At 68.0% G+C, this 13,598-nt stretch carries 11 protein-coding genes; 1 reads left to right on the forward strand and 10 read right to left on the reverse strand.

The window, feature by feature from the left end:
* Positions 1–56: 56 nt before the first annotated feature.
* The 9 genes from LTH93_RS06155 to LTH93_RS06195 form a co-directional block, all read right to left on the reverse strand.
* Positions 57–1,748, reverse strand: a complete 1,692-nt coding sequence (locus LTH93_RS06155; RefSeq protein WP_241470420.1) for an alpha-amylase family protein — start codon at positions 1,746–1,748, stop codon at positions 57–59.
* Positions 1,748–2,713, reverse strand: a complete 966-nt coding sequence (locus LTH93_RS06160; RefSeq protein WP_241470421.1) for a TIGR03885 family FMN-dependent LLM class oxidoreductase — start codon at positions 2,711–2,713, stop codon at positions 1,748–1,750. The genes LTH93_RS06155 and LTH93_RS06160 overlap by 1 nt, the downstream gene beginning before the upstream one ends.
* Before the next feature lie 125 nt (positions 2,714–2,838).
* Positions 2,839–3,372 (reverse strand): gamma carbonic anhydrase family protein, encoded by a 534-nt coding sequence (locus tag LTH93_RS06165; protein WP_241465210.1) that lies wholly within the window; start codon positions 3,370–3,372, stop codon positions 2,839–2,841.
* A gap of 99 nt (positions 3,373–3,471) precedes the next feature.
* Complete coding sequence (locus tag LTH93_RS06170; protein ID WP_241470422.1) at positions 3,472–4,386, reverse strand: NAD(P)-dependent oxidoreductase; 915 nt, start codon at positions 4,384–4,386, stop codon at positions 3,472–3,474.
* A 1-nt stretch (position 4,387) separates the two neighbouring features.
* Positions 4,388–6,613: an NADP-dependent isocitrate dehydrogenase gene (locus tag LTH93_RS06175; protein ID WP_241470423.1), complete on the reverse strand. Its 2,226-nt coding sequence runs from the start codon at positions 6,611–6,613 to the stop codon at positions 4,388–4,390.
* A gap of 76 nt (positions 6,614–6,689) precedes the next feature.
* Positions 6,690–8,024: a magnesium transporter gene (gene mgtE, locus LTH93_RS06180; RefSeq protein WP_241465213.1), complete on the reverse strand. Its 1,335-nt coding sequence runs from the start codon at positions 8,022–8,024 to the stop codon at positions 6,690–6,692.
* A 107-nt stretch (positions 8,025–8,131) separates the two neighbouring features.
* On the reverse strand, positions 8,132–9,829 hold the full coding sequence (gene purH, locus LTH93_RS06185) for a bifunctional phosphoribosylaminoimidazolecarboxamide formyltransferase/IMP cyclohydrolase (RefSeq protein WP_241465214.1): 1,698 nt from the start codon (positions 9,827–9,829) through the stop codon (positions 8,132–8,134).
* A 58-nt stretch (positions 9,830–9,887) separates the two neighbouring features.
* Positions 9,888–10,568, reverse strand: coding sequence for a response regulator (locus LTH93_RS06190; protein ID WP_241465215.1), 681 nt, complete (start codon positions 10,566–10,568; stop codon positions 9,888–9,890).
* Positions 10,565–11,830: a sensor histidine kinase gene (locus LTH93_RS06195; RefSeq protein ID WP_241465216.1), complete on the reverse strand. Its 1,266-nt coding sequence runs from the start codon at positions 11,828–11,830 to the stop codon at positions 10,565–10,567. The genes LTH93_RS06190 and LTH93_RS06195 overlap by 4 nt, the downstream gene beginning before the upstream one ends.
* Before the next feature lie 170 nt (positions 11,831–12,000).
* Between LTH93_RS06195 and phoU the strand changes: the two genes are divergently transcribed.
* On the forward strand, positions 12,001–12,654 hold the full coding sequence (phoU, locus tag LTH93_RS06200; protein ID WP_241465217.1) for a phosphate signaling complex protein PhoU: 654 nt from the start codon (positions 12,001–12,003) through the stop codon (positions 12,652–12,654).
* 193 nt (positions 12,655–12,847) lie between these two features.
* Here the strand turns inward: phoU and LTH93_RS06205 are convergent, their stop codons facing one another.
* Positions 12,848–13,594: a phosphoglyceromutase gene (locus LTH93_RS06205; RefSeq protein ID WP_241465218.1), complete on the reverse strand. Its 747-nt coding sequence runs from the start codon at positions 13,592–13,594 to the stop codon at positions 12,848–12,850.
* Positions 13,595–13,598 lie beyond the last annotated feature (4 nt).

Below are 13,598 nucleotides of genomic sequence, written 5' to 3' on the forward strand. Positions count from 1 at the left end.
CGGCGCGGGTGGGACTCTTCAGCGTAGCGCCTCGCGCTCCACCCACGCCGTCGCGCTCAGAGAAGGCGCGGATCCCCGGGGCGCTTCACCCGCAGCCACCGGCAGCCATAGCCGTCCAGCGTGACTTCGGTGCGGTGTTCGGCATCGATGGCGCAGGCGCCGTCCTGAAGCAGGTCGATGAGCTCGGTGTCCTTCTCCTCGTCCTCCAGCATCAGCGGCACCACGAGGGACTTCGGTGAGAGGTTATGGATCAGGACCATGGACTGATCGCCGCTGGTCATGCGATGCGCGAGCACTTCGTGGTGCGGCTGCTGAAGGATCGACAGCTCACCCCAGCCCAGCTCGGGGCAGTCGCGGTAGCGTCGGGCCAGACGGCTGACATGGTGGAGCAGCGAGTCCTCGTCCCGGCGGGCCTGTGCAGCGTTGACGTGTTCGGGCCCGAAGGGACCCTCCACGACCTTGCGTGCGAGCTTCGAGGGTCGGGCCGAGGAGAATCCGCCGTTCTTGTCCTGACTCCACTGCATCGGCGTTCGGACGGCCTCGCGTCCGGGCACTTCGAGGTTCTCCCCCATTCCGATCTCCTCGCCGTAGAAGAGCACCGGGGTGCCGGGCAGGGAGAACAGCAGCGAGTAGGCCATCTTGATCCGCCGCGGGTCACCGTCGAACATGGCGGGCAGCCGACGACGCAGCCCACGGCCGGCGAACCGCATGTCCTCCTCGGGGGCGAAGGTGTCCAGCACCTCGTCGCGCTCTGCGGCGCTGAGCAGGTCCAGGGTGAGCTCGTCGTGGTTGCGAAGGAAGTTCGCGTACTGGGTCTCGGTGGGGAGGTTCTGCGGCCGCTGCGCCAGGGCTTCGGCGAGGGGCCGAGCGTCCTCGCGGGCGAAGGAGAGGAAGGCCTTCTGGTTCACGGTGAAGTCGAACTGCATGGTGAGCTGGTCACCGTCCTCCCCGCCGAAGAAGGCCAGCTGTTCCTGGTGTGGAAGGTTCACCTCGCCGAGGATCATCGCGGAGCTCGTTCCGGTGGAGCGGCGCTGCAGGAAGGCCCGCAGCGTGCGCAGGTAGTCGTGGGGTTCCACGAAGTCGTGCTGATCTGCCCCGGTGAGCGTGGTCTGGTTGATCGCGAAGGGCACCGCGTCCACCCGGAAGCCGTCCACCCCGAGCTGGAGCCAGAAGCCCATGGTCTTGGTGATCGCATCGCGGACCTGCGGATTGGAGGTGTTCAGGTCCGGCTGGGTGTGCAGGAAGTGGTGCAGGTACCACTCCTCGGTCTTCTCGTCGTGGGTCCAGATCCCGCCTTCCTGCCCGGGGAACATCGCCTCCTCGGAGGTGTCCGGCGGGGTGTCGCTGCGCCAGACGTAGAAGTCTCGGTAGGGGCTGTCCTTGGAGGCCCGCGAGCTGCGGAACCATGGGTGCTGGTCCGAGGTGTGATTGATGACCAGGTCCACGATGACTCGGATCCCACGGTCATGGGCCACTCGGACCAGCTCGACGAAGTCCCCGTGATCGCCGTAGCGCCGATCGACCCCGAACATGTCAGAGATGTCGTAGCCGTTGTCCCGGCGGGGCGAGGGGTAGAAGGGCATGAGCCAGAGGCAGCTGACGCCGATGTCGGCGAGGTAGTCGATCCGCTGAGTCAGCCCCGGCAGGTCACCGATCCCGTCGCCGTCCGAGTCCAGGTAGGTCTCCAGGTCCACGCAGTAGATGACGGCGTTCTTGTACCAGAGGTCCGCGGTGTCGGTGATGCGCATCAGGCGCCCTTCAGTTCGGGGAGGATCGACTCGCCGGCGAGGTCGAGCCAGGGTCGCTGCTCCTGGCCCACATGGTGGAGGTAGACCTGGTCGAAACCGGGCTGGACGGCGGCGTCGATCCATTCGGCGAGCTGGCCGGGCTCCTCGGAGATCCACACCGCCTTCGCCACGGTCTCCAGGCTGACCTCCGCGGCGGCGGAGTCGAAATGTTCCGGGGTGGGCAGGTCCTGGTCCAGCGGTGAGCCGAAGACGTTGGTGCGCCATTGGTCGTGGGCGATGGCCTCGGCCTGCTCCCGTGTCTGCGCCCAGCTGAGGTGGATCTGCAGCATGGCGGGCCCTTCCCCGCCGGCTTCGCGGTAGGCGGCGAGCACCTCGTTCTGCACATCCTCGGGCTGGTTCAGGGTGATCATGCCCTTGGCCCAGACAGCGGCGAGGCGAGCGGCGTCGGGGGTGATGCAGGTGGCGTAGAGCGGGATGGGCTCCTCGGGGCGGTCATAGAGGTAGGCGTCGTCCACGCTGACGAAGCCGCGGTGGCTGATGATGCGCTCACCGCGGTGCAGCCGGGAGATGATGTCCGCACATTCGAGCAGCCGCCGTCGTCGGGTCTCCTTGTCCATCCAGAGCTCTCCGGTGACGTGTTCGTTCATCGCCTGTCCGGCACCCAGCGCGGCCCAGTACCTGCCGGGAAACATCTCACCCAGGGTGGCTGTGGCCTGCGCGACGATGGCGGGGTGATAGCGCTGGCCTGGAGCGATCACCGATCCGATGGGGAAGGCGGTGGTGGCCAGTGCGGCGCCGAGCCAGGAGAGGGTGAATCCCGAGTGGCCCTGCCGCTGCGACCAGGGCATGAAGTGGTCCGAGCTCATGGCGGCCTGGAATCCGACCATCTCGGCGTGCTGGACGTCGCGCAGCAGCTGGGAGGGGGCGATCTGTTCCTGTGATGCGTGGAACCCGTAGATGGTCATGTGTGACTGCCTCTCGTCTCGTGTCCTTGACTGAAGGTTACTGAGAGTGCCCTGGTGACCACCTGGACGTAAGAGAAGTGTTACCTCGGAATCTTGCTGACCCGGGGGGTCGAGAGTACCCTGCGCTAACCCTCGATGACAGTGCCCTGGGCGGCGCGGTGGGCGTCCTTGTGACCCAGGTAGACCTCGGCGTTGCTGCGCAGCCCGGCGATCTCCTCCTCGGTAAGCTCGCGCCGGACCTTGGCGGGAACGCCGGCGACCAGGGACCGCGGCGGAACCTCGGTGCCCTCGAGCACCACGGCCCCGGCAGCGATGAGGCTCTGCTCGCCGATGACGGCGCCGTTCATGATGGTCGCACTCATCCCGATCAGCGAGCCGTCTCCCACGGTGCAGCCGTGGACCACTGCGGAGTGCCCGACGGAGATCCCGGCACCCAGGGTGCACGGGTGACCGGGATCGGCATGGAGCACCGCGTTGTCCTGCAGGTTGGTGCCCTCCCCCACCGAGATCGCCGCCGAATCGCCGCGGACCGAGACGCCGTAGAAGGCCGAGGAGTCCTTCGCCATGGTCACCTCCCCGGTGATCGCGGCGGTGGGGGCCAGGAACACGCCCTCACCGATCTGGGGCGTGTGTCCGCTGACGGTGAGCACATGTGCCATGAAGATTACTCCTGGGATCCGAAGGGGGTCGGGTCGTGCTGGGCGTGAAGGCAGTACTGGTGGTGAAGGTCGACCTGGTGGTGCGGGCTGGGGATGTCCTCAGTATCCCTGGGCAGGATCCACCAGGCCCAGCATCGGTTCGCCGGCATGGAAGCGGCGGTGGTTCGCCAGGATCCGCTCCCGCAGCAGCGGCACCACCATCTCCGTGGTGTCCGCGGTGTGCGGGGTGATCAGGCAGTTCTGGAGCGACCAGAGCGGGTCGGTCTCGGGAAGCGGCTCCGGCTCGGTGACGTCGAGACCGGCGCCGCGCAGGGCTCCGGTGCTCAGCGCCTCGACGAGCGCTGTCTGGTCCACCAGGCTGCCGCGGCCCACGTTGGCGACCACCGCGCCGTCGGCCAGCAGCGCCAGCCGGTCGGCGTTGAGCAGGTGCCGGGTGGCAGGAGTGGCCGCTGCTGCCAGCGCCACCACTTCGGCCCCGTCCAGCGCCTCATCGAGACCCTCGAAGGCGACGGTGACATCGGCGTGCTCCACCGGTTCGGCGGTGCGCCGGACGACGGTGACGTGGGTGTCGAAGGCCTTGTAGAGCCGGACGATCTCCGCCGCGACCCCACCTCCGCCGACGACGACGCAGCGCAGCCCGTTCAGCGAGATCCCGCCCTCGGTGCCCCAGCTGTTCGCCAGGGCCCGGGCCTTGAGTCCGCGCAGCGCCGCGAGGGTCAGCGCCAGCGCATGCTCCCCGACCGGTTTGGCGTAGGAGCCCTTCGCGGAGGTCCAGGTCAGTTCTGGGAACTGGGTGAGGATCTCCGCGTAGAGCTCGATGCCGGCGCTGGGCAGCTGCACCCAGCGCACCTGGGGATTGGCCTCGAGCACCTCGGCGAGGTTCAGCGTCTTGAACATCCCGGTGACGATGATGCCCTCGGGCTGTTCATCCTCACCGACGAGGACGGCGCCCTGCTGCCGCAGCCCCTCGCGGAGCGCAGCATCGGCCTCGGGCCGGACGTGGAGCCGCGTCATCTCAGGCCTTGAGGCCGTCGATGATGCTGTTCAGGGTCGCCGAGGGGCGCATCGCGGCGAAGGCCTTGGCCTCATCGGGGCGGTAGTAGCCGCCCAGATCCACCGGTTCGCCCTGGACTCCGTTGAGCTCGCTCAGGATCTGCTCCTCGTTCGAGGTCAGCGCATCCGCCACGGAGGTGAAGCGCTGAGCCAGCTCGGTGTCCTCGGTCTGCGCGGCCAGCTCCTGGGCCCAGTACATGGCCAGGTAGAAGTGCGAGCCGCGGTTGTCGATGGTGCCGAGCTTGCGTCCCGGCGAGCGGTTCTCCATCAGGAAGGTGGCTGTGGCGCGGTCCAGCGCGGAGGCGAGGACCTTGGCCTTGGGGGCCTGGGCCTGCTCGGCGTACTTCTCCAGCGAGGGCACCAGGGCGAAGAACTCACCCAGGGAGTCCCAGCGCAGGTAGTTCTGCTCGGCCAGCTGCTGGACATGCTTCGGCGCGGAGCCGCCGGCGCCGGTCTCGAAGAGTCCGCCGCCTGCCATCAGCGGCACGATGGAGAGCATCTTCGCCGAGGTTCCCAGCTCCAGGATCGGGAACAGGTCGGTGAGGTAGTCGCGCAGCACGTTGCCGGTCACCGAGATGGTGTCCTCGCCGCGGCGCAGCCGCTCCACGGTGTACTTCGTGGCCGCCACCGGGTCGAGGATCTTGATCTCGAGCCCGTCGGTGTCCAGCTGGGCCAGGGCGTGGTTGACCTTCTCGATCATGGTGCGGTCGTGGGCGCGCTTGTCATCGAGCCAGAACACCGCGGGGGTGCCGAATTCGCGGGCCCGGGTCACGGCGAGCTTCACCCAGTCCTGGATGGGGGCGTCCTTGGTCTGGCAGGCGCGCCAGATGTCTCCTGCGGAGACCTCGTGCTCGAGCAGCACGTCGCCGGCGGCGTTGGTGACCTGCACGGTGCCGGCGGCATCGATCTCGAAGGTCTTGTCGTGGGAGCCGTACTCCTCGGCCTTCTGCGCCATCAGTCCGATGTTGGGCACGGTGCCGATGGTGGTCGGGTCGTAGGCGCCGTGGGCGCGGCAGTCTTCGATGACCGCCTGGTAGACCCCGGCGTAGGAGGAGTCGGGGATGATCGCGAGGGTGTCGTCGGTCTCTCCGGTGGGGCCCCAGGCCTTGCCGCCGTTGCGGATCATCGCGGGCATGGAGGCGTCCACGATGACGTCGGAGGGTGCGTGCAGGTTGGTGATGCCCTTGGAGTCATCGACCATCGACATCCGGGGGCCGTCGGCCAGGCCCTGGGTGATCTCGGCCTTGATGGCGTCGCCCGCCTCGCCGAGCTTCTCGGCGCCGGCGAGGATGGAGGCCAGTCCGTCATTGGCGGAGAGTCCGGCCTCGGCGAGGGTCGCCCCGTGCTTCTCGAAGACCGTCGGGAGGAAGGCCCGCACGATGTGTCCGAAGATGATCGGGTCCGAGACCTTCATCATCGTGGCCTTCAGGTGGGCCGAGAAGAGCACATCCTCTTCCTTGGCGCGGGCCACCTGGGCGGTGAGGAACGCGTCGAGCTCGGCGGCGCGCATCACGGTGGCGTCGACGACCTCTCCGGCCTTGACCGGGAGGGACTCCTTGAGCACGGTGGAGGCGCCGTCGGTGGAGACGTGGGTGATGGTGAGCGTGTCCTCGACGTCGAGCACCACTGACTGCTCGTTGGCGGCGAAGTCGCCAGAGTCCATGGTGGCCACGTTGGTCTTGGAGTCTGCGCTCCAGTCGCCCATGGAGTGCGGGTTGGCGCGCACGTAGTTCTTCACCGAAGCGGGGGCGCGGCGGTCCGAGTTGCCTTCGCGAAGCACCGGGTTCACCGCGGAGCCCTGGACCTTGCCGTAGCGGGCGCGCACGTCGCGCTCCTCATCGGTGGACGGTGACTCGGGGTAGTCGGGCAGGGCATATCCGGCGGACTGCAGCTCGGCGATGGCGGCCTTGAGCTGGGGTCCCGAGGCGGAGATGTTCGGCAGCTTCACGATGTTGGCTTCTGGGGTCTTCGCCAGGGCGCCGAGCTCGGCGAGGGAGTCGCTCTCGCGCTGGTCCTCACGGAGATACTCGGGGAACGCAGAGATGATGCGGCCGGCCAGTGAGATGTCGCGGGTCTCGACCTCAACCCCGGCGGGGGCGGCGAAGCCCTCCACGATGGGTTTGAGGGAGAACGTGGCCAGCATCGGCGCTTCGTCGGTGTTGGTATAGATGATCTTTGCCGTCGGCATGGATCTCCTCAAGTTCGGTTATATGTTGTTTCCCTGATCACAAATCTACCCCAGATGCTCCGGCTGGCCCGGGCACTCAGATTCCCAGCACGGTGCGGGCGATCATGAAGTACACGATGAGTCCGGTGGCATCCACGAAGGTCGAGATGAACGGGTTGGCGAAGACTGCCGGGTCGGCGCCGAGCTTCTTGCCCAGCAGCGGCATCAGCCCGCCCACCGAGGCGGCCAGGGTGCAGATGGAGAGCAGGGTCAGCCCGATCACGGTGCCGATGTCCCAGCCGTAGAAAAGTCCGGCGACCAGGAAGCCCAGCACGCCGAGCGTGGCACCCAGGGTGATGCCCACCCGCACCTCGCGCCAGAGCACCTTGAACACGTCTCGGGTGCCCACGTCGCCCAGCGCCAGCGCGCGGACGACCGTGGTCGCTGCCTGGTTGCCGGTGTTGCCGCCGGTGCCGATCAGCAGCGGCACGAACAGGCTGAGCACCACCATGGATTCGATGGTGCCCTCGAAGACGTCGAGCACCTGGACGGTGAGCGCGGCACCCAGAGCCAGCACCAGCAGCCACACCACGCGGGAGCGCATGATCTGCAGCACCGGGGTGGAGAGGTAGGGCCGGTTCAGCGGCTCGGCGCCACCGTGGCGGGCGGCGTCCTCGGATTCGGCGCGCTCGAGGATGTCGAGCGCGTCGTCGACCGTGAAGATCCCGACCACCCGGTGCTCGGAGTCGGTGACCGGCACGGCGAGGTGCTTGCGGTCGGCGCACATGCGAGCGGCGTCCTCGGCGTCGTGGTCGGCGTCCACCGAATCTGCCTCGCGCATCAGCTCCGCGATGAGTGTCTCGCCGCTGTTGCTGACCAGGTCGCGCAGCGAGACCACGCCCTGCAGCAGCCGACCGGGGTCCACCACGGGCAGGGTGTAGAGCGTCTCCGCGTCCTCACCGGCCTTGCTGACCTTGTCCATCGCCTCGGCGACGGTCCAGTGCTCGGGGATCGCGACGAACTCGGGGCTCATCTGGCGCCCGATGGTGCCGCTGGGGTAGCCGAGCACGATGTTGGTCAGGCTGCGCTCACGAGGGTCCAGGTGGCGCATCATCCGGCGGGCGATCGAAGCCGGCATCTCGTCCATGAGCCGGACTCGGTCATCGGGGTCCAGGGACTCGAAGTAGTGCGCGACCTCGACGTCCTTGAGGCCCTCGATGATCTCGCCCTGCAGCGACTGGTCCAGCAGGTCGAAGGCTTCGACGGCGACGCCCTTGGAGAGCAGCCGGAAGGCCACCGCGCGGTTCTTGACGCCGAGGCGTTCCAGGAAGTCGACGATGTCACCCACGTTGAGCTCGTCCAGGGCGGAGCGCAGCTCCGTGAGGCGCTCCTCACGGATCATGTCTTCCAGCTCGTCAAGCAGTTCGTTCACGGGTTCCACCCTTTCAAGGGTGCCGAGCAGGCGTAGGGGCGACCGGATCCGCGGGTGCGGACGGGGTGAGGTCCGCGGCTGCAGATCTGGTCAGTGGTGGTGGTCGATCAGTGGAAGAAGTGGCGCGTTCCGGTGAGGTACATGGTCAGGCCGGCGTCGCGGGCTGCGGAGACGACCTCCTCGTCGCGCTGGGACCCGCCGGGCTGCACGACCGCGCGCACCCCGGCGGCGATCAGGCTCTGCAGCCCGTCGGCGAAGGGGAAGAAGGCGTCGGAGGCCGCGACGGACCCGCGGGCCCGCTCCACCCCGTCACCGGCGAGCGTGTTCGCGCGCTGCACAGCGAGCCGGCAGGAGTCGAGCCGGTTGACCTGACCCATGCCGATCCCCACGGTGGCCTGGTTCTTCGCCAGCAGGATCGCGTTGGACTTCACCGAGCGGATCGCCCGCCAGGCGAAGTCGAGGTCGGCGAGCATGTCGACGTCGGCGGCTTCCCCGGAGACCAGCTTCCAGCCGGAGGTGGTGTCACCCTCGGCGTCGACCGCGTCGGAGGCCTGGAGCAGCATGCCTCCGGAGATCTGCTTGTATTCCACCCGGTCGCGCCGGTGGCCTTCGGGCAGGCGCAGCAGCCGGATGTTCTTCTTCCTGGTCAGGATCGCCAGCGCCTCCTCCTCGAAGGCCGGGGCGACGACGACTTCGGTGAAGATCTCCGAGACGGTCTTGGCCATCTCCGCGGTGACGGTGCGGTTGGCGGCGATGACACCGCCGAAGGCCGAGAGCGGGTCGCAGGCGTGGGCGGTGCGGTGGGCCTCGGCCACGGTGGCACCCACGGCCACACCGCAGGGGTTGGCGTGCTTGATGATCGCCACGGCGGGCTGGGCGAAGTCGAAGGCGGTGCGCACTGCGGCGTCGGCGTCGACGTAGTTGTTGTAGCTCATCGCCTTGCCGTGCAGCGTCTGGGCCTGGGCCAGGCCGGGGCGGGCGCTGGAGTCGGCGTACAGCGCGGCGGGCTGGTGCGCGTTCTCGCCGTAGCGCAGGGTGTCCAGGCGCTGCAGCGCGAGCCCGGCGTAGGGCGGGAAGTTCAGCTTCTTCTCGGTGCGGCTCAGCGGCGAGGCGGGCACCGAGGCGGCGTCGAAGTCGTCGTCGAACTGCTGCGAGGTCCAGCGCGCCACGGCGGTGTCGTAGGCGGCCGTGTGGGCGAAGGCCAGGGCGGCCAGGCGCTGCCGGGCGGTGAGCGTGAAGCCTCCGGCGGAGGCCGCGGAGATGATGTCGTGATAGCGCAGCGGATCGACCACCACAGCGACGGAGGCGTGGTTCTTGGCGGCGGCGCGGACCATGGAGGGTCCGCCGATGTCGATCTGTTCGACGATCTGGTCCTCCGCGGCGCCGGAGGCGACGGTGTCGGCGAAGGGGTAGAGGTTCACCACGACCAGGTCGAAGGGTTCGATCTGGAGCTCCTCGAGCTGGGCCCGGTGGTCTTCGCGGCGACGGTCCGCCAGGATGCCGGCGTGCACCCGGGGGTGCAGGGTCTTCACCCGGCCGTCCAGGCACTCCGCGAAGCCGGTGACCTCGGAGACCTCGATGACAGGGACCCCGGCGGCGGCGATGCGCTTGGCGGTGGAGCCGGTGGAGACGATCTCGACGCCGGCGGCGTGCAGTCCCGCGGCGAGGTCCTCCAGCCCGGTCTTGTCATAGACCGAGATCAGGGCGCGCCGGATCGGCTGGCGCGAGGCGGCGCCGGAGGTGCCGGAGGCGCCGGGGGCAGCCGCGGTGGTGTTCTGCGCTGCGGAATCGCTGACGGTGCTCATGCACACTCCTGTGAGGGGGACGACGCTTCGGGGACCTGGGCCAGTCTACCGACCCGGTTCAGGACTCAAATTTGTAGCCCAGCCCGCGGACGGTGATCAGGAACTCCGGGCGTGACGGGTCGGGTTCGATCTTGGCGCGGAGTCGCTTGACGTGGACGTCGAGGGTCTTGGTGTCTCCGACATAGTCCGATCCCCAGACGCGATCGATGAGCTGGCCCCGGGTGAGCACCCGCCCGGCGTTGCGCAGCAGCATCTCCAGCAGCTCGAACTCCTTCAGCGGCAGGCTCAGCGGCGCGCCCTTGACCTCCACGGTGTGGCGTTCGATGTCCATGCTGACCGGTCCCGCGATGACCATCGAGCCGTCGTCCACCTCGGTCTCGACCCGCCGGCGCAGCACCGCTCGGACTCGGGCGAGCAGCTCCCGGGAGGAGTAGGGCTTGGTGACGTAGTCATCGGCGCCGAGCTCCAGGCCCACGACCTTGTCGATCTCGGAGTCCTTGGCCGTGAGCATGATCACCGGAACATTGGACTGCAGCCGGATCTGGCGGCACACCTCGGTGCCGGACTGCCCGGGGAGCATCAGGTCCAGCAGGACCAGATCTGCTCCTTCACGGGTGAATATCTCGACGGCGTCGAGGCCGTTCTCCGCGACGACGACGTCGTACCCCTCCTTCTCGAGGGCGTAGGACAGTGCTTCTGAGAATGAGGGCTCATCCTCGACGAGCAGAATTCTGGTCACGCGTTTCCTCCTTCGCCGGCCCTGGTGGGTGCCGGGTTCGCTGCACTGTGACGCGATGCAGCACCATGTGGGGCGGTGCGAACTGATGCTTGGCCAAGCCCGGCCGCACCCCGACCGAGCCCTTCAAGGGTGTCGAGGCTCTCGTCGAGCTCGGGCAGGCGCACCGTGAAGGTGGAGCCCCTCCCCTGCTGGGACCACAGCGCGACCTCGCCGCCGTGGTTGGTGATCACGTGCTTGACGATGCTCAGGCCCAGGCCGGTGCCTCCGGTCTGGCGGGAGCGGGCGGCGTCGACCCGGTAGAAGCGTTCGAAGATCCGCTCCTGGTCCTCCCTTGCGATGCCGATCCCCTGGTCGGTGATGGTGACCTGGGCGATCCCGTCGCGGCTGGAGAGCCCGATGCCGACCCGGGTGGATTCCGGGGAGTAGCGCACGGCGTTGTCGATCAGGTTCCGGAACGCCATCGCCAGCTGGTCGGCGTCGCCGTGGACCCGGTGCGGCAGCGCACCACCGATCTTCAGCTCGATGTTCTTGGACTCCGCGGGCAGCCGAGAGCGGTCCGCGGCGTCGGCGATGACGTCTTCGAGGTCCACCGGCCGGCCGGCGTGGACCACGTTCTTGCCCTGCACCCGGGAGAGCTCGATGATGTCTTGGACCAGCGCCGCGAGTCGGCGGGACTCCTTGTGCAGGCGCTGGGTGAAGCGGCGAACGGCGACGTCGTCGTCGGCGGCGTCCTCGATGGTCTCGGCCAGCAGCGAGATCGCCCCGACCGGGGTCTTCAGCTCGTGGGAGACGTTGGCGACGAAGTCATTTCGCACCGCCTCGATGCGGGAGAACTCCGTGCGGTCATCGGCGAGGACCAGGATGTACTCATCCCCCAGCGGCGCCACGCGCAGGTGCACGACCAGTGAGGTCTCCCCCTGCAGGCCGCGGGCCAGCTCATGCTCCTGATCGATGATCACCCCGTCCCCGCGTACCCGGGCGGTGAGGTTCAGCAGCTGCTGGTGGACCACAGTATGGCCGCGGACCAGGCCGAAGGCGTAGGCGGCCGGGTTGGCGCGCACCACCCCGTCGACGGTGTCCACGACGATATAGGCCAGTCCGAGCGAGGCGAGCACCTCGGTGGCGCCGGCGGGCATCGAGGGTTCGTCCACATCGATGCCGGCGGCACGCTGCTTCTCACTGACGCGGAAGGCATACATGCCGACAACGCCAAGTGCCAGGCCGACGACGCCGGACAGTGCGGCGATGAGCAGGTGATCCACGTCCTACAGCTTAGGCCCGACTCCCGGTGAGGGGCACCATAAGCCCGGACCAGCGCCCAGGGTTCAGCCAGCGTTCACCTTCGCGTCGACTGCTGACTTCGCTGGCGTTCATCTGCGCCAGCAAGGATTCACTGTCGGGATACTCCACGGCGGGAAAGGAACGCGAACACGTGCGAAAGCTCTTTCAGGCAGACCTCATCAACCTTGGTGAGCAGCTGATACAGATCACATCATTGGTCCATACGGCGATGGAGAAGGCCTACACCGCCTTCGACACCACCGATCTCCAGCTGGCGGAGGAGGTCATCGCCGCCGATGCCCAGATCGACCGGCTGCAGGTGGAGCTCGACGAGAAGGCCATCGAGCTGCTCGCGCTACAGGGTCCGGTGGCCTCAGACCTGCGGATGATCGTGGGCGCGCTGCGGATGAGCACCTCGCTGGAGCGCATGGGCGATCTGGCGCGGCATATCGCCCAGCTCGCCCGGATGCGCTACCCGGACCGGGTGGCCCCGGACTCGCTGCACTCGGTCTTCGACAAGATGGCCAAGCTGAGCACCGAGATCTCGTCGCGGCTGATCACGCTGCTGGAGACCCGCGAGCTGCACCTGGTCGCGGAGATCCACGCGCTGAACGAACAGCTCAACGACCTGCACGCCTCGGTGTTCACCATCGTCGCAGCCGATGACTGGCAGCAGAGCGCGGCGACCAGCGTGGACTCCACCCTGGTGAGCCGGTTCTTCGAACGATTCGGGGACCACGGGGTCTCGGTGGCGAACAAGGTCGACTATCTGGTCACCGGCGCCTGGGACACCCGCGAACACTGAGCCTGCTGGTGGAACGGCCTTCCCCAGGCACATCCACCACCATGCATCGGGCGCTCTGCGGCGTGATCACGCCACTCTCGGGCGCCCATTCCGCCGCAGGCCGGCCGATCGATGGCGTGTGAGCATCGGATGACCCACGAAGAGACCCCTCAGACATCGCATGATGTCTGAGGGGTCTCTTTCGCTGTGCGGACTACTTCTTGCCCTGGTTCGCCACGGCCTTGATCGCGTCCTTGGCGGCCTCGGGGTCGAGGTAGGTGCCGCCGGGGTTCAGCGGCTTGAGATCGTCGTCCAGCTGGTAGTGCAGCGGGATCCCGGTGGGGATGTTGAGTCCGGCGATGTCCTCGTCGGAGATCCCGTCGAGGTACTTCACCAGGGCGCGCAGCGAGTTGCCGTGGGCTGCGAGCAGCACGGTCTTGTTCTCGCGCAGATCCGGGATCACGGCGGACTCCCAGTAGGGCAGCATCCGATCCACGACGTCCTTGAGGCACTCGGTGCGCGGCGCGGAGTCGCCGAGGTCGGCGTAGCGCGGATCCCCCAGCTGGGAGAACTCGTCGTCGGCGGCGATCTCCGGCGGCGGGGTGTCATAGGAGCGGCGCCACATCATGAACTGCTCTTCGCCGTACTGCGCCAGCGTCTCGGCCTTGTCCTTGCCCTGGAGCGCGCCGTAGTGGCGCTCGTTGAGCCGCCAGTCGCGCTTCACCGGGATCCATAGCCGGTCGGCGGTCTCCAGCGCCAGGTGGCAGGTGGTGATGGCGCGCTGCAGCAGCGAGGTGTGGACCACGTCGGGGAGCAGCTGATGCTCCTTGAGCAGCTCACCGCCGCGTGCGGCCTCTTCACGGCCCAGGGCGGTCAGCGGCACATCCACCCACCCGGTGAAGAGGTTCTTCTCGTTCCAGTCGCTCTGCCCGTGGCGGAGCAGGATCAGGTCATAGGCCATAGGA

The sequence above is a fragment of the Nesterenkonia sp. DZ6 genome, assembly GCF_022565835.1.
Lineage (GTDB): Bacteria > Actinomycetota > Actinomycetes > Actinomycetales > Micrococcaceae > Nesterenkonia.